The 21,636-nt window shown below is 65.2% G+C and carries 21 protein-coding genes and 1 rRNA gene; 14 read left to right on the top strand and 8 right to left on the bottom strand.

The annotated features are described in order from the left end of the window. Window positions 1–223 precede the first annotated feature (223 nt). Entirely contained in the window at window positions 224–946 is a 723-nt protein-coding gene (locus tag ARTH_RS19990) for a hypothetical protein (protein ID WP_232223560.1), read from the top strand. Window positions 947–1,010: 64 nt separating this feature from the next. Here ARTH_RS19990 and ARTH_RS19985 read toward each other — a convergent pair whose 3' ends face one another. From ARTH_RS19985 to ARTH_RS19975, 3 genes are all read right to left on the bottom strand, one after another. Continuing rightward, entirely contained in the window at window positions 1,011–1,505 is a 495-nt protein-coding gene (locus tag ARTH_RS19985) for an FBP domain-containing protein (RefSeq protein WP_043430129.1), read from the bottom strand. Between the two features lie 444 nt (window positions 1,506–1,949). Further along, window positions 1,950–2,507, bottom strand: a complete 558-nt coding sequence (locus tag ARTH_RS19980; RefSeq protein ID WP_011693760.1) for a TetR/AcrR family transcriptional regulator — start codon at window positions 2,505–2,507, stop codon at window positions 1,950–1,952. Next, window positions 2,504–4,489, bottom strand: coding sequence for an MFS transporter (locus ARTH_RS19975; protein WP_374068696.1), 1,986 nt, complete (start codon window positions 4,487–4,489; stop codon window positions 2,504–2,506). The genes ARTH_RS19980 and ARTH_RS19975 overlap by 4 nt, the downstream gene beginning before the upstream one ends. 219 nt (window positions 4,490–4,708) lie before the next feature. Here ARTH_RS19975 and ARTH_RS19970 point away from each other — a divergent pair, with 219 nt between their 5' ends. The 6 genes from ARTH_RS19970 (at window position 4,709) to ARTH_RS19945 (ending at window position 10,915) form a co-directional block, all read left to right on the top strand. Continuing rightward, entirely contained in the window at window positions 4,709–5,830 is a 1,122-nt protein-coding gene (locus ARTH_RS19970; RefSeq protein WP_011693758.1) for an iron-siderophore ABC transporter substrate-binding protein, read from the top strand. A gap of 10 nt (window positions 5,831–5,840) precedes the next feature. After that, window positions 5,841–6,899 (top strand): FecCD family ABC transporter permease, encoded by a 1,059-nt coding sequence (locus ARTH_RS19965; protein WP_011693757.1) that lies wholly within the window; start codon window positions 5,841–5,843, stop codon window positions 6,897–6,899. A gap of 158 nt (window positions 6,900–7,057) precedes the next feature. Next, complete coding sequence (locus ARTH_RS19960) at window positions 7,058–8,065, top strand: FecCD family ABC transporter permease (protein ID WP_043431180.1); 1,008 nt, start codon at window positions 7,058–7,060, stop codon at window positions 8,063–8,065. Window position 8,066: 1 nt separating this feature from the next. Further along, entirely contained in the window at window positions 8,067–8,882 is an 816-nt protein-coding gene (locus tag ARTH_RS19955) for an ABC transporter ATP-binding protein (RefSeq protein ID WP_011693755.1), read from the top strand. Beyond that, the gene (locus ARTH_RS19950; RefSeq protein WP_011693754.1) at window positions 8,879–9,919 is read left to right on the top strand and encodes a siderophore-interacting protein; all 1,041 of its coding nucleotides are present in this window, start codon (window positions 8,879–8,881) and stop codon (window positions 9,917–9,919) included. Before ARTH_RS19955 ends, ARTH_RS19950 begins: the two co-directional genes overlap by 4 nt. A 144-nt stretch (window positions 9,920–10,063) precedes the next feature. Further along, window positions 10,064–10,915, top strand: coding sequence for an SGNH/GDSL hydrolase family protein (locus ARTH_RS19945; RefSeq protein ID WP_011693753.1), 852 nt, complete (start codon window positions 10,064–10,066; stop codon window positions 10,913–10,915). On the opposite strand, the gene ARTH_RS19940 is transcribed toward ARTH_RS19945, so the two are convergent. Then, on the bottom strand, window positions 10,912–11,199 hold the full coding sequence (locus ARTH_RS19940; RefSeq protein WP_011693752.1) for a YciI family protein: 288 nt from the start codon (window positions 11,197–11,199) through the stop codon (window positions 10,912–10,914). The two genes, ARTH_RS19945 and ARTH_RS19940, sit on opposite strands and share 4 nt — an antisense overlap. A 22-nt stretch (window positions 11,200–11,221) precedes the next feature. Further along, the gene (locus ARTH_RS19935) at window positions 11,222–11,854 is read right to left on the bottom strand and encodes an NADPH-dependent F420 reductase (protein WP_011693751.1); all 633 of its coding nucleotides are present in this window, start codon (window positions 11,852–11,854) and stop codon (window positions 11,222–11,224) included. An 83-nt stretch (window positions 11,855–11,937) separates the two neighbouring features. Between ARTH_RS19935 and ARTH_RS19930 the strand changes: the two genes are divergently transcribed. From ARTH_RS19930 to ARTH_RS19920, 3 genes are read left to right on the top strand one after another with little or no spacing between them, the layout of a single operon-like run. Next, entirely contained in the window at window positions 11,938–12,417 is a 480-nt protein-coding gene (locus tag ARTH_RS19930; protein ID WP_011693750.1) for a MarR family winged helix-turn-helix transcriptional regulator, read from the top strand. Between the two features lie 46 nt (window positions 12,418–12,463). Next, window positions 12,464–14,290 (top strand): glutaminase A, encoded by a 1,827-nt coding sequence (gene glsA, locus ARTH_RS19925; protein WP_011693749.1) that lies wholly within the window; start codon window positions 12,464–12,466, stop codon window positions 14,288–14,290. Window positions 14,291–14,333: 43 nt separating this feature from the next. Continuing rightward, a complete protein-coding gene (locus ARTH_RS19920; RefSeq protein ID WP_011693748.1) occupies window positions 14,334–15,095 on the top strand; it encodes an SGNH/GDSL hydrolase family protein in 762 nt (253 codons plus the stop codon). A 9-nt stretch (window positions 15,096–15,104) separates the two neighbouring features. Here the strand turns inward: ARTH_RS19920 and ARTH_RS19915 are convergent, their stop codons facing one another. The 3 genes from ARTH_RS19915 to ARTH_RS19905 are packed head-to-tail and all read right to left on the bottom strand — an operon-like array spanning window position 15,105 to window position 17,927. Further along, window positions 15,105–15,860, bottom strand: coding sequence for an FAD:protein FMN transferase (locus ARTH_RS19915; protein ID WP_011693747.1), 756 nt, complete (start codon window positions 15,858–15,860; stop codon window positions 15,105–15,107). A gap of 55 nt (window positions 15,861–15,915) precedes the next feature. Continuing rightward, the gene (locus ARTH_RS19910) at window positions 15,916–16,485 is read right to left on the bottom strand and encodes an FMN-binding protein (protein WP_011693746.1); all 570 of its coding nucleotides are present in this window, start codon (window positions 16,483–16,485) and stop codon (window positions 15,916–15,918) included. Next, complete coding sequence (locus ARTH_RS19905; protein WP_011693745.1) at window positions 16,482–17,927, bottom strand: ferredoxin reductase family protein; 1,446 nt, start codon at window positions 17,925–17,927, stop codon at window positions 16,482–16,484. The genes ARTH_RS19910 and ARTH_RS19905 overlap by 4 nt, the downstream gene beginning before the upstream one ends. A gap of 480 nt (window positions 17,928–18,407) precedes the next feature. Between ARTH_RS19905 and rpmB the strand changes: the two genes are divergently transcribed. The 4 genes from rpmB to ARTH_RS19885 all read left to right on the top strand — a co-directional run bounded on the left by rpmB (window position 18,408) and on the right by ARTH_RS19885 (window position 21,306). Next, on the top strand, window positions 18,408–18,644 hold the full coding sequence (rpmB, locus tag ARTH_RS19900; RefSeq protein WP_011693744.1) for a 50S ribosomal protein L28: 237 nt from the start codon (window positions 18,408–18,410) through the stop codon (window positions 18,642–18,644). Then, window positions 18,644–18,811 (top strand): 50S ribosomal protein L33, encoded by a 168-nt coding sequence (rpmG, locus tag ARTH_RS19895; RefSeq protein WP_011693743.1) that lies wholly within the window; start codon window positions 18,644–18,646, stop codon window positions 18,809–18,811. The genes rpmB and rpmG overlap by 1 nt, the downstream gene beginning before the upstream one ends. 5 nt (window positions 18,812–18,816) lie before the next feature. Further along, window positions 18,817–19,122, top strand: a complete 306-nt coding sequence (gene rpsN, locus ARTH_RS19890) for a 30S ribosomal protein S14 (RefSeq protein ID WP_011693742.1) — start codon at window positions 18,817–18,819, stop codon at window positions 19,120–19,122. A 660-nt stretch (window positions 19,123–19,782) separates the two neighbouring features. Continuing rightward, window positions 19,783–21,306, top strand: a 16S ribosomal RNA gene (locus tag ARTH_RS19885). The last annotated feature ends 330 nt before the right edge of the window (window positions 21,307–21,636 follow it).

Here is a 21,636-nt window from a genome sequence, read left to right as displayed (position 1 = left end):
GGACGCTCTCGCACTTTTCGTCCGTCGTGACGTGTTCGGACATTTATAACAAATCGATGGATTTATTCGCAGCGGTATGGAGGTGCACTGTCCCTGCGTGCGATTCTGTAGTGCACAACACATCGCCACATGCTCCATCAGGGTCATCACGAGCCACTGCCATCGCGGCGGGACCGGAAGCCAGCCCCACCGAGCTGACGGCCTCTTCGTGAAAGGCACCATCATGCATTCCGCACGTCGCGTCCCCTTCATCGCCGCCCTAGCCACCGCCGCAGCCCTCAGCCTGGCCGGCTGCGGGGCAGCCGTCCCCGCGGCTTCCTCCGGCGGCGCATCGCCGTCGGGCATCGGCACCTCCTCGGAGTCGGCAGGCGCAACATCCGCACCCGCTACGGCGGGCCCGACGACGAGCGGTGCCCAGCCGCCGTCGTCCGCTCAGGTTTCCGCCGGCATCGCGACGTACACATTCCCGGACGGGCGTCTGTCTTTTAATTACCCGGCGGACTGGCGGGTGGAACTGTTCACCGGGGCGGGGGAGCCGTCCCTGTCCCGAACGGCGACCGTCTTCGATGCGAGCGGTACGGAGCAGGTCACCGTGTATTCCGGACAGATGGCTGATGCTGTTAGCCATCCGGTCAACCGGACAGTCTTCGAGTCCGAACCAGTTCCCGGCCTCAGCAGGCAACCTGCTCCCGCCGCCCACTATTCCTTCTATGTGGACAGGATGGATGGCAGCCCGACGTACCGCATGCACCTGACGGCCGGGACGCCCGCGGCCGGTGAGGGCTCCCGGGTTGACGGGATCATCCGCATCGGCGAAGAGGTCCTGGTGGCCGACGTCCGGTTCATCGAGAAGCCGTTCGCCAGCGACGAGGCGGCAAAGTCGTGGCTGGCAGGGGCCGAGGGGCAGGCACTCAAAGCGCTGTTGTTGAGCATTTCGTACAGCTGACTTCTCCGGGCCGGCGCTACCCTGTCGGCCGGGCGGGAACGTGCCCGCCCCCGCCCCGACAGCCCTAGCGTCCTTGGACCCGGTTGATGAACAGTTCCGTCCGCGCTGTCAGTCCGTCGATCTGCCGAAGAACGACGGCGGCCGGGTCCGGGTTGATCTCATTGGCCGGCGGTTCCACGCGCACGTTCCCGCTGCACAGGAAATCGGCGCAGATCAGCGTCCCTATGGTGTTGCCGTTCCGGCCCGACTGGCCGGCGCGTTTGGCAACCCACAACAGGACGTCGTCCCTGGAGAACACGTCGCGGCACAGTTCGCATAGTACGGACCGGCTCTTCTTGGCTCCGCCCTCGGGAGCGCGGAGCATGATTCCGGTCAACCCCGAGGGGCCCGGGACTACGAGGTAGCCGCGGAGCGGCATCTTGGCGTCCCGCCACCCCAAAAAGTCCAGGCTGTCCCAGTCCAGGGAGTCGAACTCCCGGGGCAGGGTGAGCTTGGCCGCCTCGGAACGGCTGGCATTGATGAAGGACGAACGGATCTGCTGGGCAGTGATTTTCTGCATGACAATGAGCTTTCGAAAACGTAGGGTCCCCAAGGGGGAATAGCAGTCTCTTGTCAGCTGATTCCGGGCGCACCAGGAGCCCAATGAAGGAAGATACCTGTCGGACGGCTAGGGGCAGGTCCGGCGCGGGAAGGCTGACGTCGCCGTGGCCGCAAAGCACGCCATTCCGGCCGCCCCGCTTCCCGCGGCTGCGATGACCTCGACGGTCTTCGGCATGCTCATTCCCCTCGTTGTGCAGGCAGTCCGATCCGGACCGCCTGATTGCCGGGCGCCAGCGGCCCGCCCCGCCATCCTCCCAAATGCGCAACGCGTCGGCAACCGCAGGCTGCGGCCGGAAGTGAGAGAGCGTTACGGAAAGAGCGGCCGGAAGTGAGAGAGCGTTACGGAAAGGGCGGCCGGAAGTGAGAGAGCGTTTGGAAAAGGGCGGCCGGAAGTGAGAGAGCGTTAGGGGCGGGTCTCGCCGCACGCGTCGACCTGTGCCTGCACGATGGCCCCGTAGTGGGCCACCAGGTCGTCGAAGTCCCAGTCGTCGAACATGCCGAGAGTCCTTACCGCTTCGCCAAAACCGGTCATGAGCGCGACGACGGTGGATGCGTAACGCCGGTCCGGCGTCGTATCCTCCAGGAGCGTGGCCATGGCGGTGAGGTACCGTTCGCGCGTTTCTGCGCGGGCGGCGTCGGGCGTCGGGGAGTCCTGTATGGTGAACGGGAGCATGGCCCACGGCTCTTTCAGCCCGCGTTCCCGGCGCATCAGGACACGGAACACCAGTGTCGCGCCGAGCTCGGCGGCCGGGACGTCGAGATCGGACAGCAGCGACTCGTCCGGTTTGGCGGCTGCAAACAGTTTTTCCTTGGAGCCGAAAAGCTTCATCACCAGGGCTGCTGAGACGCCGGCGTCAGAGGCGATGTCGCGGACCGTCACGCCGCGGTAGCCGCGCTCGCCGAACAGCCTGCCGGCCGAATCCAGGACGGCGTCGCGGCTGGACACCACGGCCGCGCTCACGCGTCCACCAGCTGTCCGGCCGGGGCGTCCATCGCCAGGTCCGCGGTCACCGACCGGTTGTCCACGGCCAGCTTCCGGGCGATGGCCTGGTGGGTCGCCGGGTTCAGCAGGGTCACGATGTAGCGCCCGGCCAAGGGCAGCGGCAGTGAATAGCGTCCCTCCGAATCGGTGCGGACTGTCGCCACGTGTTCGCCGGAGGCCTGCAACAGGGTGACCACCGCGTCCGTGAGGGCCGTGCCTCCCACCGTGGCGGTTCCGGCCAGTTCCAGGCGGTTTTCCAGGTGGAAGTTCTGCTGGAGCGTGCGGCCGTCGAAGTCGAACACCTCTGCCATCGGCGCCCAGCCGGCGGCGTTGGCCACCATCAGATATGTTCCCGCCCCGGGCAGTGCCACGGAATAGTTGCCATCGCTGTCCACCCGGCTCCAGTCCACCGGTTCGCCGCTTGTCTGCAGGACGGTGACGACGGCGGGAGTGACCGGGCGGCGGTCGGCCGTCAGGACGCGCCCCTGCACCACCAGTTCGGTGGCGGCCGGCGCAGGGAGGGCCGCCTTGGCTGCGGCCGCGGCCCGCGGGATGAACACGGCAGCCACCATGGAGGCCGCGGACGCCAGGGCGGCCATCCAGAAGACGTCCTTGAATGCCTCGAAGGACGGCAGCCGGGCGGATCCCACGGTGATGGTCACTGAGGTGAGGACGGCGGCGACGGCTGCACTCGACGTCGAGGTTCCAATAGACCGCACCAGGCTGTTGAGGCCGTTGGCCGAGGCTGTTTCGGTGATGGGCACGGCCCCCATGATCAGGGTGGGCATCGCGGCGTAGGCGATGGCGGTGCCGATGCTGACCACCGTGGAGCCGATGATCACCGAGGCGATGGAATCCCAGAAGAAGACGCGGCCAACGTACCCCACCACCATGACCGCCGCGCCCGAGATCAGCGCAGTCTTCCCGCCGAACCGCCGGATGATGCCGCCGGAAACGGGAGCGAAGACCACCATGGCCAGGCCGGATGGAACCATGCAGAGGCCGGCGGTGATCACGCTGAGCTGGAAACCGTAGCCGGTGGAGGTGGGCAGTTGGAGCTGCTGGGTGGTCAGCAGCATGTTGGCGAACATGGCGAAACCCACCAGCAGGGATGCCAGGTTGGTCAGGAGGACAGGGCGCCGGCCGGAGGTGCGGAGGTCCACCATCGGCTGGCTGACCTTCAGCTCGTAGGGCAGCCAGGCGGCCAGGAGGATGGCGGCGGCGAGGAACAAAAGCAGCACCGGTTCGGAACTCCAGCCCCACGATCCGCCCTTGGAAATGCCCAGGAGCAGCGCTGCCAGTGCCGCGGAAAGAATCACTGCGCCGAGGTAGTCGAAGCGGCCCGGTGTGCGCACCTTGGATTCGGGAACCACCAGGACGACGGCAGCGAGCAGCAGCGTGCCGGCGCCACCGGAAACCCAGAAGATGGACTCCCAGCCCAGGCTTTCGTAAAGCAGCCCGGCCAGCGGGAGGCCCAGTGCGCTGCCGATGCCCAGCGTGGCGCTCATCAGGGCTACGGCGGATCCCATCTTTTCCTTGGGCAGTTCGTCGCGCATGATGCTGATGCCTACGGGAATCAAGGCCGAGGAGAACCCCTGCAGTGCCCGGCCGACGATAAGCCAGAGGAAGCTTCCCCCCACCGCGGCCACGATGGAGCCGGCAACCATGATGGCGAGGCAGATCACCATCATTTTACGTTTGCCGTACATGTCCGCGCTGCGGGACACGATCGGGGTGGCCACGGCGCTGGAGAGCAGCGTGGCGGTGACCAGCCAGGACGCGTCGTCGGCCGTAACGCCGAGGATTCCGGGGAAATCCGGAAGGAGCGGCACCACGAGGGTCTGCATCAGCGCCACCACCGTGCCGCTCAGCGCAAGGACTGCCGTGATGGCACCGGGGGACATGGATCTATTGCGGGATGGGGGCATCAGGGCGGGACCTTCTGGGCGTGAGGCGGCCACAAGGGGTGAACGCGCGTTTACTGTCCCTTCAAGTGAACCACTGTTCACCCCGCGCACCCAACGAATTCGGGCGTGTGAAGCCTCACTTTTGGTCCGCGGCAGCCGACCAACCAGGCAGGCAGGCCTGATTGAGACAATTACGTTACGCAAACCTTCCGTAATTCACAGAAGGGTAGGCTAGCCTTACTTAGGTTCGCATCATTGACCCTAAGGAGTTCCGTGACTTCCCCCCTCTTCTCCGGCCTCGGCGCCGGCCGCAGCGGATTCGCCGCCGGTCCGTCCCGCCGCATGCTGCTCAAGACCGCCGGCAAGGCAACGGCCGTCCTGGCAGCAGCAGCCCTCTCGCTGACTGCCTGCTCCACCGGTCCGGCGGCATCCGGCACCGGCACGGCGACGGCCAGCCAGTCCGGCAGCTCGCAGTTCCCCGTCACCATCAAGCACGTCTTCGGCGAGACCACCATCGAGTCCCAGCCGCAGCGCGTGGTCACGGTTTCCTGGGTCAACGACGACGTCGCACTCGCCCTGGGCGTTGTCCCCGTGGGCGTACCCAAGAACGAATGGGGCGGCAACGACAAGGGCTCCACGCCGTGGAAGGACGCCAAGCTGGAAGAGCTGGGTGCCGGCTTCGGCACGGAAAAGGCGCCGGTCCAGTTCTCCGAGGCGGACGGCATCAACTTCACCGAAATCGCCAAGCTCAACCCGGACGTCATCTTGGGCGCCTACTCGGGCCTGACGGAAGAGGACTACAAGAAGCTCAGCGAGATCGCCCCGGTGGTCGCCCACCCGGAGATCGCCTACGGCACCTCCTGGCAGGACTCCACCAGCATCATCGGCAAGGCACTGGGCAAGGAAACCGAGGCCACCAAACTGATCTCGGACACCGAAGCCACCATCAAGGACAAGGTTTCCAAGTATCCGCAGCTGGCCGACAAGAGCTTCATCTACGGCAACTTGGAGCCCGCCAAGAGCGACGGCGTGAACGTCTACACCGGGAACGATAACCGTCCGCGCTTCCTCTCGGAGATCGGCATGAAGCTCGCCCCGGTTGTGGAGGAAAACTCGAAGGGCTCCAAGGAGTTCTTCATCCCGTGGTCCGCCGAAAAGGCCAACGAACTCGAATCGGACATCTTCGTGACCTGGGTTCCTGACTCCGGCACCACCGATTCCATCAAGGCCGATCCCCTGCTGGGCCAGATCCCGGCCATCAAGAACGGCGCACTGGTTGCCGACTCGGACAACACGCTCACGCTGTCCATCTCGGCGTCGTCGCCCCTTAGCCTGCCGTGGTCGCTGGACACCTTCCTGCCCCAGCTGGCCAGCGCAGCGGACGCAGTGAAGTAGGCATCTCACCATGACACCAAGTACGACGACGGCGGGCCGGGGCAGCGCGTTCAGTCCGCCTTCCGTCCGCCCCGCCGCACGCAAGCGGGCTGCGTGGCTGATTACCGCCGTCGCCGTACTTGTGTTTTTTTCCGCAGTTTCGCTGGCCGTCGGCGCCCGCGGGCTTCCCCTCGACACCGTGTGGCAGGCGCTCATCCGGTTCGATCCCGCCGACGGCGACCACGCGGTGGTCCATGCACGCATCCCGCGCACCGTCCTGGGACTCCTCGCCGGCGGTGCCCTCGGCCTGGCCGGCGCCGCCATGCAGGGCGTGGCCCGCAACCCGCTGGCCGACCCCGGCATCATGGGTGTCAACGCCGGCGCCGCGCTGGCCGTGGTCACCGGAATCTACGTTTTCGGGATCTCTTCCCTGACCGGATACATCTGGTTCGCCTTCATCGGCGCCGCGGCGGCTGCCGCCGTCGTTTACCTCGTCGCCTCGCTGGGCAGGGAAGGCGCGACGCCGGTGAAACTCGCCCTGGCGGGCGCCGCCCTCAGCGCCGGGCTGTACTCGTTGATGAACGTCATCCTGGTTTCGAGCCAGGACACGCTGGACCGGTTCCGGTTCTGGCAGGTGGGCGGAATTGCCGGGCGCGACTGGTCCGTGGTGCTGCCCGGCGTGCCGTTCCTTGTTCTCGGCGCGGTCATCGTGCTGGCTACCGGCCGCATCCTCAACAGCCTGGCACTGGGCGATGACATTGCGCGCGGACTCGGCCAGCGGGTGGGGCTGGTCCGCGGTGTGACTGCCTTGGGCATCGTGTTGCTGTGCGGGTCAGCCACCGCCCTCGCCGGGCCCATCGGCTTTGTGGGGCTCGTCATTCCGCACGCCGTCCGCTTCCTGACCGGACCCGACTACCGCTGGATCCTGCCCTTTTCGCTCGTCCTGGCGCCGGTGCTCCTGCTGTCCGCGGACATTCTCGGCCGGGTTGTCCTTTTGCCCGGTGAAGTCCCGGCGGGAATCATGACGGCCCTGGTTGGCGCGCCGGTCTTCGTGTGGCTGGTCCGCCGCGGGAAGGGGGCCGGACTGTGAGCAAGGCAGACCTCGCCCACGTCGGGCGCGAACTGGGAGACAACGCCCCCGGTGCCGGGCGCGAACGGGCAGTTGATGCCCTCAAAACCGCGAAACCAGGGCCATATCTGCCCGTTCCCGCTGGTAAGGGGCACCGCAACGGCCTGAACCGGACCGCCATGCTGGCGTTCGCCGTCGTGGTCCTCTTCGCCGTCAGCGTTCTGCTGGGCAGCTACACCGTCACGATCCCCGACTTCTTCAAAATCCTGCTCGCCCACCTCACCGGCAGCCAGAAGATCCCCGGCGCAAGCTTCATCGTTATGGAAAACAAGCTTCCCCGCGCCGTGATCGGCACCATGATCGGTGCCGCGTTCGGCCTTGCCGGCGCCCTCTTCCAGACGATGCTCCGCAATCCGCTGGCCAGCCCGGACGTCATCGGCATCAGCTACGGTGCCAGCGCCGCCGCCGTCGCGGCAATCGTTGTTTTCGGAGCGTCCGGGGCCGTGGTCTCCGGTGCCGCCCTCGCCGGTGCGCTGGGGGTTGCCGCGCTCATCTACGCCATCTCCCGCGGCGGGTCCCTGGGGTCCGGCGGCGGAAACAGCGGCAATGCGGCCGGCAGCCGGCTGATCCTGGCGGGCGTGGGCATCGCCGCCGCCCTCCACGCCGTGGTCAGCTTCCTCATGACCCGGGCGGACATCCGCACGGCGGCCGACGCCCTGGTGTGGCTTAACGGCTCCGTCAATTCCGCCAGCTGGGACCGCGCCGGCGTCCTTGCCCTCGCGCTGCTGGTCCTCATCCCTGCGGCAGCCGCACTCTCCGGCCCCTTGCGCATCCTGGAACTGGGCGATGACGCCGCCGCCGGGCTCGGCATCAGGGTCGGCTTCACGCGGCTGGCCGTCGTGGTCGTCGCCGTGGCCCTCGCGGCGGTGGCGACGGCGGCGGCCGGCCCTGTCGCGTTCGTCGCCTTCCTGGCCGGGCCCATCGCCCGACGCTTCACCGCAAAAGCCAGCCTCCCGGCGTCGGCCCTCGCCGGGGTGCTGATAGTACTGGCGGCGGACTACTTCGCCGCGAACATCGCGCCCCTGCTGCTGGACGGCACCGTCCTGCCGGTCGGCGTGGTCACCGGCGCCCTGGGCGCCCCGTTCCTGCTGTGGCTGCTGGTCACCTCCAACCGAAAGGATGCCTGAGATGGCTGTTCTGCGCGCCACGGACCTCACCCTCAAATACGCCCAGCGCACAGTTGTGGAAGGGCTGCAGGCGGAGATCCCCGAGGGCAAGGTGACCATGATCGTGGGCGCGAACGCGTGCGGGAAGTCCACCCTGCTCCGCGGACTGTCCCGGCTGCTGAAGCCTGCGGCCGGGACCGTGGCGCTGGACGGCAAGGACATCCACACCCGCTCGGCCCGGGACGTCGCCCGGACCCTGGGCCTCCTGCCGCAGCACCCCACTGCGCCGGACGGCATCATGGTCCGCGACCTGGTGGGACGCGGGCGGTACCCGCACCAGGGCTTTTTTCGCAGCTGGTCAACGGACGACGACGCCGCGGTGCAGCGCGCGCTGGAGGCCACCGAAACGCTGGAACTCGCCGGGCGCAACGTGGACGAACTGTCCGGCGGCCAGCGCCAGCGCGTCTGGATCGCGATGGCGCTCGCCCAGGAAACTGACGTGCTGCTCCTGGACGAACCCACCACCTACCTGGACCTCGCCCACCAGGTGGAAGTGCTGGACCTGGTCACCGACCTCAACCGCACGCGCGGCACCACCGTGGCCATCGTCCTGCACGACCTGAACCTCGCGGCACGGTATGCGGACCACGTGATCGCCATGAAGGGCGGCCGGATCGTGGCCGAGGGCGCGTCCACCGACGTGGTCACTGAGGACCTGGTCCGGGACGTTTTCGGTTTGGACTCCCGGGTACTTTCCGACCCCGTTTCCGGCACGCCGCTGATCATTCCGCTCGGCCGGCACCACACCACTGCAACTGAACTGGAGTTCGTTTCATGAAGACCCGCGACATCGCCGGTACCGAACCCATGACCCTGGCCTTCGACGTGACCGTCACCGCCGTGCAGGAACTCAGCCCAAACTTCCGCCGCATCACATTCGGCGGGTATTCGCTGCGTGACTTCGGCGTCCATGGCGGAACCTTGGACCTTCGCGTGAAGCTGATGATCCCTTCCCTTGCCGAGGACGGCACCCGGCTGCCGCTGCCTGTTTTCCAGACGGAGCAGTCCGGCTGGTACCGGGAATGGCTGGCCATGGACCCGGCGACCCGCGGCTCCATGCGCACTTACACCGTCCGGCAGGAACGGCTCGATGCCGTCTACCCCGAGATCGATGTGGACTTCGTGATGCACTTTGACTCGGCGGGCAACGGCGGTCCCGCGGCAAACTGGGCACTGAACGCTAAGCCCGGGGACGCCCTCACCCTCATCGGACCCAACAACCGCGCGGCGCACTGCGTTACGGCCGAGATCTACTCAGGCATCGAATGGCGTCCCGGACTGGCCCAGCGCGTGCTCCTCGCAGGCGACGAAACCGCTGTCCCTGCCATCAGCGCCATCCTGGAAAGCCTCCCGCCTTACATGAGCGGGCACGCGTTCCTTGAGGTCCCCGAAGCCGGCGATTTCCTGGACCTGAAGTCGGACGCCGACGTCGAAATCACCTGGCTGGCGCGAGGCGCCTTGATCGGTCGATCGCGCCCCCATGGCGAACTCCTGCAGGCGGCCGTACGCGCCGCCGTACCCGAGCCAGGCTGGGTGGGCATCAAGGCCGCGTCCGGCGGGGCCGGTCCGGAACCCGAAGATGTTGACGTGGACCAGGAGATCCTCTGGGAGACGCCCGCGAGGATGGAAACCGCGGCCATCGCAGCCACGAAGAACCCCGGCATGCCCGCTGGAGCCATGCCCTTCTACGCCTGGATTGCCGGCGAGGCGGGGGTCATCAAGGAGATGCGCCGGTACCTGGTGCGCGACGTCGGGATCGACCGCAAACAGGTGGCGTTCATGGGCTACTGGCGGCAGGGCAAAGCGGAGCTGTAAGCCTTTTGTCGGTTTGGTGCGCCGTCAGCGCCGGCGGACAGTATTCCAAACGCTCTCCCACTTCCGGCGGGTTTTTCCAGTCCCTCTCACCCCTCGTCGTCGGCCGTTAACCCTGTCTTTTCTTTGTATGAGTAGGGTGCCGGGATGGGTTCATTTCCTTTGCTTCCGGACAGGGATGGGCGACGGCGGTTTGTTGCCCTGGGCGACTCGTTCACCGAGGGCGTGGGGGACCGGAGCAAGCGGCTGCCCAACGGGGTGCGCGGCTGGGCCGACCGGGTGGCTGAGAAGCTGGCCAAAGCCGAACCCGGGTGGGAGTACGCAAACCTGGCCATCCGCAGCAAGAGGCTCCGCCACATCATCGACGAGCAGTTGGAACCGGCGCTCGCGATGGAGCCAACGCTGGTCACCCTGTATGCCGGCGGCAATGACATCCTCGACTTCGGCACCGATGTGGAGGCGCTCATGGCCGAGTACGAGGCCCTCGTGGCCCGGCTGGCTGCCACGGGTGCCACGCTGGTGTTGTTCACCGGTTTCGACGTCAAGGTTTCGGCCGTCCTTGAGCCGTTGAAGAAACGCAACACCGCCTACAACCAACGCGTCCGGGACATCGCCGCCAGGTACAACGCCGTTCTGGTCGACTACTGGTGCTTCGATGCCTTCCATGACCGGCGGATGTGGGACTCGGACCGCTTGCACATGTCCAAGGCCGGCCATAAATACCTCGCCGCCCAGGTTCTGGACCATTTGGGTGTTCCGCACAAGATCAGCCCGCTGGAGTGGGAGCCGCCGGGCAAAATGAGCCTGCGGGAGTGGGAACAGCGGCAACGGCGATGGGTGCACGACTGGGTCCTGCCGCTTTTCGGCCGCAAGCTGCGCGGCGTGACCCTGGGGGACAGCCTTAGCCCGCGCTGGCCGGAGCCCGTGAGGGTTCCGCGGAAGGGCGGGCTGAAGAAACTCTTTGAGAAGGCTCCGGAGGCGAATCTCCCGAAGGGCTAGCTGTCCAGGAGGTTTTCGTAACCGGGGGCCACCCTGCCGGCGTGGAATTCCTCGACATCGAACTCCGCCACGCCGTTCGTGTAGAAGGGGTCCTTGACCAGCGCCGCGTCAAGGTCTGCCCGGTCCGCATTGGACAGCAACAACGCGCCGGTGCGGGGGATCTTCCGGCCGGCCACAATGAAAATGCCCTGGTCGAAAGCGTCCTGCAACCACTCAACGTGTGCTTTGAGGTGGAAATCGACGATCTCTTCGGGAACCTTGTAGGTTAGGGAGACTACGTACATGCGGTCAGCCTACCGGTTCCTGCTAAGGAAGCAGTTTCAATGCGCTGTTCCAGTTGTACTGGGGGTGGGCGTCGCTGGCTTGGAGCCCGATAATGAGCAACTGGAAGGCTTCCAGTTCCCGCGCCCGGCGCAACGGCCCCACGTCGACTGCGCGCAAACCGGAATCATTGATGAAGCCGGCCACAGCGGCCTTGGCCTCGGCGGAATCCCCTGCCAGCAGGACATCGAGGGTCTGCCCGGCCACTTCTCCGGCGGCCAGCGTGGAGGCGAAGACAGTGTTAAAGCCTTTGACCACGTTCGCGCCCGGAACCAGCGCCTGGATCTCCTCGGCCGCGGAGCTCCCGGCAGGCACGGTGAGGGAGTCGAGGGTTTCGTTGTTGACGGGGTTGGAAATGTCCACGATCGTCTTGCCGTTGAGTGCCTCGCCGTAACGCCCGGCGATTTCCTTGGACACGTCAAAATGGGTGGCAAGCACAACGATGCTGCCTTCAATGTCCTGTCCGGTGGTGCCGGGGGTCGCGTTCGTTTCGGCAGCCAGTGCGGACGCGGCCACTGCATCGCGGCTAAGGATCTGGATGCTGCGGCCGGCACTGGCTGCTCGCGCAGCGATTCCTGCCGCCATGTTTCCCGTGCCGATGATCGTGATGTCAGTCATGGTCCTTCCTTCGATCTGGACGGCGGTTGATGGGAACAGTCCGGGCTTGAACTGTCAATCAATTTTTCTCCTAGGATGTATCCATGACCGAACCGCGCTGGCTCAACGCCGACGAACGCCGTGCATGGCTGGCCCAGCTGAGCATCAACACCTTGCTGCCCGCAGCGCTGGATACGAAATTGCACGCGGCGGGCAAGCTTTCGCTCTTCGACTACAACGTACTCGCCATGCTCTCCGAAGCGGAAGGCCGGTTCCTTCCCATGAGTGAACTCGCCGCACGGACCAGCGCCTCGCTGTCCCGCTTGTCGCATGTGGTCACCAAGCTCCAGAACCGGGGGTGGGTGGAACGCCGTCCGCATCCGCGCGACGCGCGCGTGACCACAGCCCACCTGACCGACGCCGGCATGGCCACCATTGTTGAGCTGGCACCCGGCCACGTGGAAGCGGTCCGGGCGCTGTTCCTTGATGCCCTGACCGAGCGCGACGTCGCTGACCTGGCCCGCATCGGCGAGAAGATCGTGGGCCGTCTGGACGCCGATCACTGGATCCTGCGCGAGTCCTGACCCGCGACGCGTCCCGGGGGCTGGCCACGCCCGTAGTGTTGGTTCCATGGAATCGCCCATCCAGAGCTACCTGCGCCAGATCCACGCCGAGATCGCCCAGCTCAGGGACGGCAAGCCCTACGGCACCATTCCGGCCATGGCCAACGTGGACCCTGACAACTTCGGCATTGCCCTGGCCACCGTGGACGGGCAGGTCTATGAGGTGGGGGACTCCCGCGAGGAATTCACCATCCAGTCCATCTCGAAGCCTTTCACTTACGGGCTGGCACTGGAGGACCTCGGCAGCGACGCCGTGGATGCCAAGGTGGATGTTGAACCTTCCGGCGACTCCTTCAACGAGATCTCATTGGCCGAAGGGACAGGCCGCCCGGCGAACGCCATGATCAACGCGGGCGCCCTCACCGCCACGTCACTGATCAGGGGATCCGGCGGCCAGTCGAGCTTCAAACGGATCCTCAGCACATACTCGGCGTTCGCGGGCCGTCAGCTTTCGGTCAACGAGAAGGTCTTTGAGTCCGAGTTGAAGCACGGCCACCGCAACACGGCGCTGGCCCACCTGCTGCGGTCCTTCAACATCATCGAGGACGACCCCACGCCTGTCCTGGAGGACTATTTCCGCCAGTGCTCGGTCATGGTGAACACCTTCGACCTAGCCATCATGGCCGCCACCCTCGCGAATGGCGGAAAGAATCCTCTCACCCACAGGCAGGTACTGGACATCGGCCCGGTGGAACGGGTGTTGTCGGTGATGATGACGTCCGGCATGTACGACGACGCCGGTGCCTGGATCAGCAGCGTGGGCATGCCCGGAAAGAGCGGTGTTGCCGGCGGGATTATCGCCGTCCTGCCGGGCCAGGTTGGGCTGGCGGTCTACTCTCCGCCGCTCGATGAACACGGTGGCAGCGTCCGGGGCCTGGCAACTGCCCAGCGGCTCTCCCGCGACATGGAGCTGCATTTCGTCAGGGCGGCGCGCGCCGGGCGTTCGGCCATCCTTGCCGCATATGACGTCACCGAAACGCCGTCCGGCATCCGGCGCAATGCCGAAGCGTCCGACGTCCTCCGTGCCCACGGGCACCGGGCCCGGGTGATCGAACTCAACGGCGACCTCCTCTTCGCCGGGAGCGAATCCATGGCGCGCGAGCTCAGCGGACTGGATGACGACGTCGAACTGGTGGTTCTGGACTTCCGCCGAACCGATCAGGTGAGCGAGGTGGCGCTGCGCCTTCTCGAGGCGGCGCGTCAGGGCCTGTCCAGCGGGGGCCGCGAGCTGGTGCTGATCGAAGCGGACGGGGCGGTGGCGGATTCCCTTGGCGAACGGGACGGGCACGCAGACGGGGCGGTGCCGTCGTTTTCGACCCGGAGTGCCGCCGTCGAATTCTGTGAAAACCGGCTGCTGGCAAAGTACGGGGACGGGCTGCTGCTCCGGGACCACGTTCCGGTCACCGACTCGCCCGCGCTGGCGCCGCTCGAGGAGGCGGACGCGCTGGCCCTGCAGGGCCTCATGACAGCAAAGAAGTACGACGACGGCGACGTCATCCGCCGCATTGGCCTGCGGTTCGGCGGGGTCTACTTCATTACCTCGGGCAAGGTCAGCAGTACGTCGCCGGGGCCCACCTCGGACCGGGTCAAGCTCAACACCCTCAGCGCCGGCATGACGTTCGGCGAGCTGGCGCTGGGCAGCGGAAACCGGCAGGAAACGACGGTCAGGGCGGACGGCCCGGTGGAGGTGATGGTGCTCAGTGCCGAGGCAATCGCCGACCTGGAGTCCACAGATCCGAGGCTTGCCATCGCCCTGTGGAAGGCCCTGACCCGGGATGCGTACACACGGGTGGAACAGTACCTGCGTGAATCGGCCGTCCGGATCCGCGAATAGCCGCCGCTTGGTTGCTCACGGCAACGGATGGCAGACTATCGATATGGATTTTGCCGCCCGCTATGTCGCCTTGGGAGATTCGTTCACGGAAGGCGTCGGTGACGACGATCCGGCACGCCCGAACGGCGTGCGGGGCTGGGCGGACCGCGTGGCCGAGCAGCTCGGTGCGGCGGATCCGGCCTTCGGCTACGCGAACCTCGCCATCAGGGGCCGGAAGCTCCGCCAGATCATGGCGGAGCAGGTGGACGCCGCCATCGAACTCAAACCCACGCTGGTGACCATTTACGCCGGGGCCAACGATATTCTCCGCCCCAAGGTCGACATCGACGACCTTTTGGCGGAGTACGACGCCGGCATCCGCAAGTTGAGTGCCACGGGTGCCACCGTGGTGATGTTCACGGGTTTCGACGCCCGCGGTTCCAAGGTTTTCGGCACGATGCGCGGCCGCACCGCCATTTACAACGAGCTGGTGCGCGGCATTGCGGGCGACCACGGCGCCCTGCTGGTGGATTACTGGCGCTTCAGCGAATACTACGACTGGGGCATGTGGGCCAAGGACCGGATGCATATGTCCGCGGCCGGTCACGCGAACATGGCCAAGAGGGTGCTGACTGTCCTCGAACACGATCACTCCATCGATGTGCCGCCCATGACTCCTGTGCCGGAGCTGAGCCGGGCGGATGCGATCCGGGCCAACGCGCGCTGGGTGCGGGAGTTTGCGGGACCCTGGGTGGTCCGCCGGGTCACGGGCAAGTCCTCGGGTGACGGCCTCCAGCCGCGGTACAGCCAGCTCACCCGGCTCTAGCGCCGGAGGCTAGCGCCGGAAGCCCGGTGTCGCGAGCAGTTCGCCGCCGGTCCGCACAGCCAGCACCTCGATGTCCCACCCGTCCGTTGCGCGGTCCAGCATCGGCAGGCCGCCGGCCACGATCGCCGTCGCCAGCACGTCAGCAGTGACGATGTCCGCCGCCGCAACGGAGACTTGGCGGAACACCGGCGCAACCCGGCCTGCTCCGGCGGCCCAGATGTGGTCTCCCCGCTCCGCGGAGCCGGAAGTTGCCAGTGCAGGTTTCGCCCCGGCAAAGCCGCCCAGCGGGTAGCCGGCAATAAGGGTGCGGCGGTCTTCCGGATCAACAATCCCGGCCCTCCACGGCTCGGGTTTTCCGGATTGCGTGGTCCCCGGGGCGGGGGATCCGCTGACCAGCACGTCGCCCCCGGCGTTCAGGCACCAGTCTCGAAGGCCCAGCGCCAGAAGAGATGTGCCCGCCTCCTGGATTGCATATCCCTTGACGATCCCGGACAGGTCCAGGACGCGGTCGGGCCGTTCAGGGGTGAAGGCCCCCTCGGTCAGCAGCCGCCAGCTGACGGCGTCGGCGTAGAGGCGGCGCATCTCCTTGGACGCGTCCGGGAGCGCTATTTCGGCCCGCGCCAGCCTGCTGGCTTCCGAGTCAGGCCGGTAGAGACTGAACGTTTCGTCGAGTCCGGCGAAGAGCTGCTCGACGACGGCGGTGGCCGCAACCAGCTCGTCCGCACCGGAGGCTGCGGGCAGGGTGAGGCTCACCACCGTTCCCATGCAGCTGAAGGTCCTGGCCCGCAAGACGGGCTGAACTTTCGCGCCGGTCCGGTGATCAGAGGTTCGCTGCATCGATGGCCGCCTGGAGTGAGCTCAGGTAGGCGTCGCTGGTCACAGTGGCGCCTCCAATGGTCTGGACGTCCGCTGACTGCGCAGCGAGGACTTCGGCTTTGAGGAGGGGTGCGGCGCGGTTGCTGATCTGGATGGACTTGCGGTCGTCGTCTGTCAGCTGCAGCGCCACGACGTCCGTGATGGCACCGGACTTGACCGTGATCTGGACCTGGACGGCGCCGAAGCGCGTCTGCACCACACTGCCGGCGTAGGTGCCGCCGGCCTTTGCGGCGGCCCCGGTTGCGGGCTCCGCGGCAGTGCCTGACCCTGTCCCGGTAGTGCCGTTGCTGCGGCCGGTGCCGGTGGTGCCGGAGGCGGCGCTTGAGGAGCCTGAGCCTGAGCCGGAGGAACCCGTTGCGCCGGTAGCGCCGGTGGCGCCGGTGGTCCCGTTGGTTCCTGCCGACGTGCTGCCTGCGGCGCTTTGGGTGTTCTCCACGTGGATGCCGGATTGCCACCCCGCGAGAAGGATGCCCGCGGAGGCAAGTGCTGCTGATACTGCTGCGCGTATTCTCACCAGTCAAACCTTTCGTAGTGGAGTTGGTCTTCCTTGACGCCCGCGGCGCGGGCGTCGGCAATTACGTTTCGGGCCCACGCCGCCGGCCCGCAGACATAGACGTCCGCGTTTGCGACGTCGGGGGCATAGTCGGCCAGTCGATGGCCGGCCCGTGTGGCGCTGTCCGGGAGCCAGCTGCCCGTGTGACGGACCGAGCGGGCGCCGGTCAGATGGAACAGGGTGGCTCCCCGGTTCCGGGCAAGTTCCAGGATCTCGTCACCGAGGTACAGTTCCTGCTCGCTGCGGCCCCGAAGGATCACGGTCGCCTGCCCTGGCGCGAAAGGCGTCGATTCCAGGAGGGCCCGAAGGGGCGTGATCCCGATCCCGGCGCCGATCATCACCACCCTGTCGCGGCTGCGGGCCGCGGTGCTGAAGATTCCGTACGGTCCCTCCACGGCGACCTTCGTCCCCGGTTTCACGGCGGCGAGCTGGGCCGACCCGCGCCCAAGATTGCGGACGGTGATCCGCAGCAAGCCGCGCCCTGAGGAATCGAACTGCAACGGCTCGGCGGAGAGGCTGAACGGATGAGGGTGCCACCACAGGCCCTGGGCCAGGAACCTCCAGATGAAGAACCTGCCTCCGGTTCCGGCCAGTTCGTCAAGGTGCAGCCCGTGCATCTCAATGCTGACCACTCCGGGTGCCACCTGCACCACGCGGCTGACGGTGAGCTGATGCCGGAACGTGGCAACGACGGGCTCAAGGACGCGGTAGTGCAGGAGCGCGGCGCCGGTTGCGATGCATACGGCCAGCCAGTACCAGCGCTGCCAGGTGCCCTCGGCGAACAGCCCGCCTACGCTGAACTGGTGGGGCAGCGACGTTGCGACGGCGGCGTAGGTCAGCAGGTGCACCGCGTACCAGAACTCGTAAGGAAAGCGCCTGCGGACAGCCACCAGGGACGTCACCACAACGGCGATGAACAGCGCCATGGAAATAAAGGCCAGCCACATGTCCGGCACCAGCACCCAGAGGGACACGGCTTCGCTGACGGGATCAAGCCCTTCGGCCATTCCGTAGCCGATGGCGATCAGGATCCCGTGCCCCAGCAGGAGGTAGAGCGACGGCTTCCCGAGCTTCCGGTGGAATTCCAGGGCGCGGTCGTGGCCGACGGACTGGTCGATGAGAGGAATCCGGGCCGCCAGCAGCAGCATCAGGAGGACCAGGTCCATGCCGGCCAGCCCGGCCACAATGCCCAAAGCGGTGAAGGATCCGGCGGGTGTCGAGAATCCTGTTGCGCCGCCGTCGGCCAGCCACAGTGCCACAGCGGCTGCAACGGATGCCCAGGCAGCCGTTGTCAGCAGGTCGGCGCGGAACAGGCGACGGCGGTGCGTGGCCGTGAAAGTTCCCCGCCCCTTGCGGGAGCCGTTGGGCCCGGCGGGCAAAGCCGGCAGGAGTTGTGTGTTCATGCTTCAACATTGCGGCCGGATCCTTTCATTCTGCTGTGAAAAGACTGCGGCGCCGATGTGACTTGGGAACGGTGAGGCTGGCGGCCTTATACACCCGCGGGCGGGCAACGACGGCTACCCGATTGGCCTTTAATTAGTCAAGCTCGTAGACTTGGTAGGCGCTAGGTGGCGCGGAGCGTGTGCAATTGCTCCGGTTGGCGGGATCTGTCCTCAATATCGACAGTCCTCAAGGCCGGTAGTTAGGGGCTCAAGTTGCGTGCACTCCTGTATTCGCCCAGCATCCCGGTACTTCGCAGTGGATTCCGCTGCCCGGTACTCGTGGCCAATCATGTTCGCCCGTAGTGCGGAAAACAGCCGGCTCTTGCCGACTGTCCACGCCTGCGGACCGCCGAATATGTGAAAGCTGGATGCGGACGCCACCTGTCGCACGGGACGCGGAACGCTGCGGACCGTTTCATTTATTTCACGAGGAGAGTCGTCATGGCAGCACACTGCCAGGTGACCGGAGCCGAGCCGGGCTTTGGACACAGCATTTCGCACTCGCACCGCCGCAACAAGCGCCGGTTCGACCCGAACATTCAGAAGAAGCGCTACTGGGTTCCGTCCCTGCGCCGTAATGTCACCCTGCAGGTCTCTGCACGTGGCATCAAGACCATCGACGTGCGTGGCATCGACGTAGTCGTAGCCGCCATCCTGGCACGAGGAGTGAAGCTCTAGTGGCTAAGGACAAGGACGTACGTCCGATCATCAAGCTCAAGTCGACCGCTGGCACGGGTTACACCTACGTCACGCGCAAGAACCGTCGTAACGACCCGGACCGCATGGTTCTGAAGAAGTACGACCCCCGCATCCGTAAGCACGTCGAATTCCGAGAGGAGCGCTAAGCACTATGGCTAAGAAGTCAATGATCGCTAAGAACGAACAGCGTAAAGTCATCGTCGAGCGCTATGCCGCAAAGCGCCTCGAACTGAAGAAGGCCCTGGTTGACCCCGCGTCGACCGACGAAGCACGCGAAGCTGCACGCCTCGGCCTGCAGAAGCTGCCCCGCAACGCCTCCCCGGTACGTCTGCGTAACCGCGACATCATCGATGGACGCCCCCGCGGTACCTTCCAGAAGTTCGGTATCTCCCGTGTTCGCTTCCGCGACATGGCGCACCGCGGTGAGCTTCCGGGCATCACCAAGTCTTCCTGGTAATTCAGCACAGCTGATTCCAGTGGCCTAAGAAGGGCCGGCAACCTCACGGTTGCCGGCCCTTCTTGCGTTTAACCCGCCCTCGAGTGCGGGCGGTCAGATACGGTGATGCAGCACACAGGAACCAGGTACGACGACGATGTCCCTGGGAGCGCCCTCGCGGCCCCTTCCGCCGCGGATTGGCGCGGTTCAGCACCCCGCGTGGGGAGGGTTTGCGGTGGGACCAAAGTAGGTGTATTGTTTTCTAAGTCGCCGAGAGGGGGCCGGCGAGAAGCCGGTTGCCGAAGGTGGCCAAAACCCCTTCTAAACAGCCTGAAAAACGGTTCGTCACTTGGCGTGCTGCTTGAGGGTGGGGATCCTTCCTGTGGTGCTTGTGGCTGGCGGAATGCCGGTTTGCATTGTGTTGCGGGATCGGGTAAGTTTGGGAAGTTGCTCCGGAGCGATCCTTGACCGTGTGGTTGTGGTGGTGCCGGGTGTGTCTGTTGTTTGAGAACTCAATAGTGTGCCAAGTTTGTTGATACCAATTTATTTTATGGATTGGTTGAATTGACTGGATCCGCCACCCCGTGGTGTGGTCTGGTTTTTACAGCTGGTTTCAAATTTTGTGCAGCCGCTTTCTTCCGTTTTCCCGGGGGTGGTGGTTGTGTCTGTTTTTGTTTTACTTCAACGGAGAGTTTGATCCTGGCTCAGGATGAACGCTGGCGGCGTGCTTAACACATGCAAGTCGAACGATGATCCCAGCTTGCTGGGGGATTAGTGGCGAACGGGTGAGTAACACGTGAGTAACCTGCCCTTAACTCTGGGATAAGCCTGGGAAACTGGGTCTAATACCGGATATGACTCCTCATCGCATGGTGGGGGGTGGAAAGCTTTTTGTGGTTTTGGATGGACTCGCGGCCTATCAGCTTGTTGGTGAGGTAATGGCTCACCAAGGCGACGACGGGTAGCCGGCCTGAGAGGGTGACCGGCCACACTGGGACTGAGACACGGCCCAGACTCCTACGGGAGGCAGCAGTGGGGAATATTGCACAATGGGCGAAAGCCTGATGCAGCGACGCCGCGTGAGGGATGACGGCCTTCGGGTTGTAAACCTCTTTCAGTAGGGAAGAAGCGAAAGTGACGGTACCTGCAGAAGAAGCGCCGGCTAACTACGTGCCAGCAGCCGCGGTAATACGTAGGGCGCAAGCGTTATCCGGAATTATTGGGCGTAAAGAGCTCGTAGGCGGTTTGTCGCGTCTGCCGTGAAAGTCCGGGGCTCAACTCCGGATCTGCGGTGGGTACGGGCAGACTAGAGTGATGTAGGGGAGACTGGAATTCCTGGTGTAGCGGTGAAATGCGCAGATATCAGGAGGAACACCGATGGCGAAGGCAGGTCTCTGGGCATTAACTGACGCTGAGGAGCGAAAGCATGGGGAGCGAACAGGATTAGATACCCTGGTAGTCCATGCCGTAAACGTTGGGCACTAGGTGTGGGGGACATTCCACGTTTTCCGCGCCGTAGCTAACGCATTAAGTGCCCCGCCTGGGGAGTACGGCCGCAAGGCTAAAACTCAAAGGAATTGACGGGGGCCCGCACAAGCGGCGGAGCATGCGGATTAATTCGATGCAACGCGAAGAACCTTACCAAGGCTTGACATGGGCCGGACCGGGCTGGAAACAGTCCTTCCCCTTTGGGGCCGGTTCACAGGTGGTGCATGGTTGTCGTCAGCTCGTGTCGTGAGATGTTGGGTTAAGTCCCGCAACGAGCGCAACCCTCGTTCCATGTTGCCAGCGCGTAATGGCGGGGACTCATGGGAGACTGCCGGGGTCAACTCGGAGGAAGGTGGGGACGACGTCAAATCATCATGCCCCTTATGTCTTGGGCTTCACGCATGCTACAATGGCCGGTACAAAGGGTTGCGATACTGTGAGGTGGAGCTAATCCCAAAAAGCCGGTCTCAGTTCGGATTGGGGTCTGCAACTCGACCCCATGAAGTCGGAGTCGCTAGTAATCGCAGATCAGCAACGCTGCGGTGAATACGTTCCCGGGCCTTGTACACACCGCCCGTCAAGTCACGAAAGTTGGTAACACCCGAAGCCGGTGGCCTAACCCCTTGTGGGAGGGAGCTGTCGAAGGTGGGACTGGCGATTGGGACTAAGTCGTAACAAGGTAGCCGTACCGGAAGGTGCGGCTGGATCACCTCCTTTCTAAGGAGCACCTACAACAACCCTGCCGGGCGTGATGCCTGTGTGGTGGTGTTGTCAGGAGTACGCCCGTTGCGCAGACGTAAGTTCTGCGGCGGGTGCTCACGGGTGGAATATCAGCAAATAGCGGCCGGTGGTTCTTTTTCCTGACTTAGTACGGATGTTCTTCACGTGTGGAGGGTGTCCTGGAAGGGTTCGGGGGGAGGGGTTCCGGTTTAGTGTTTGGCACACTGTTGGGTCCTGAGGCAACAGGGCCATGGCGTGGCCGGGTTTCCTTTGCGGGGGATGCGGTTGTGGTGTGGGTTTGTTTGTTTCTGGTTTCCTGGCTGCACC

The sequence above is a fragment of the Arthrobacter sp. FB24 genome, assembly GCF_000196235.1.
In the GTDB taxonomy this organism is placed as follows: Bacteria; Actinomycetota; Actinomycetes; order Actinomycetales; family Micrococcaceae; genus Arthrobacter.
Note: the sequence above shows the minus strand (reverse complement) of the source record. Positions and strands in the feature narration are given on the sequence as shown.

Bases quoted from the DNA above. Each gene is read 5' to 3' on its own strand.
- ARTH_RS19965 (WP_011693757.1), top strand. From the start codon at position 5,841: ATGACACCAAGTACGACGACGGCGGGCCGGGGCAGCGCGTTCAGTCCG.
- ARTH_RS19935 (WP_011693751.1), bottom strand. From the start codon at position 11,854: ATGACTGACATCACGATCATCGGCACGGGAAACATGGCGGCAGGAATC.
- ARTH_RS19915 (WP_011693747.1), bottom strand. From the start codon at position 15,860: ATGGGAACGGTGGTGAGCCTCACCCTGCCCGCAGCCTCCGGTGCGGAC.
- rpsN (WP_011693742.1), top strand. From the start codon at position 18,817: ATGGCTAAGAAGTCAATGATCGCTAAGAACGAACAGCGTAAAGTCATC.
- ARTH_RS19905 (WP_011693745.1), bottom strand. From the start codon at position 17,927: ATGAACACACAACTCCTGCCGGCTTTGCCCGCCGGGCCCAACGGCTCC.
- ARTH_RS19950 (WP_011693754.1), top strand. From the start codon at position 8,879: ATGAAGACCCGCGACATCGCCGGTACCGAACCCATGACCCTGGCCTTC.
- ARTH_RS19930 (WP_011693750.1), top strand. From the start codon at position 11,938: ATGACCGAACCGCGCTGGCTCAACGCCGACGAACGCCGTGCATGGCTG.
- rpmB (WP_011693744.1), top strand. From the start codon at position 18,408: ATGGCAGCACACTGCCAGGTGACCGGAGCCGAGCCGGGCTTTGGACAC.
- ARTH_RS19945 (WP_011693753.1), top strand. From the start codon at position 10,064: ATGGGTTCATTTCCTTTGCTTCCGGACAGGGATGGGCGACGGCGGTTT.
- glsA (WP_011693749.1), top strand. From the start codon at position 12,464: ATGGAATCGCCCATCCAGAGCTACCTGCGCCAGATCCACGCCGAGATC.
- ARTH_RS19955 (WP_011693755.1), top strand. From the start codon at position 8,067: ATGGCTGTTCTGCGCGCCACGGACCTCACCCTCAAATACGCCCAGCGC.
- ARTH_RS19990 (WP_232223560.1), top strand. From the start codon at position 224: ATGCATTCCGCACGTCGCGTCCCCTTCATCGCCGCCCTAGCCACCGCC.
- ARTH_RS19940 (WP_011693752.1), bottom strand. From the start codon at position 11,199: ATGTACGTAGTCTCCCTAACCTACAAGGTTCCCGAAGAGATCGTCGAT.
- ARTH_RS19960 (WP_043431180.1), top strand. From the start codon at position 7,058: ATGCTGGCGTTCGCCGTCGTGGTCCTCTTCGCCGTCAGCGTTCTGCTG.
- ARTH_RS19985 (WP_043430129.1), bottom strand. From the start codon at position 1,505: ATGCAGAAAATCACTGCCCAGCAGATCCGTTCGTCCTTCATCAATGCC.
- ARTH_RS19920 (WP_011693748.1), top strand. From the start codon at position 14,334: ATGGATTTTGCCGCCCGCTATGTCGCCTTGGGAGATTCGTTCACGGAA.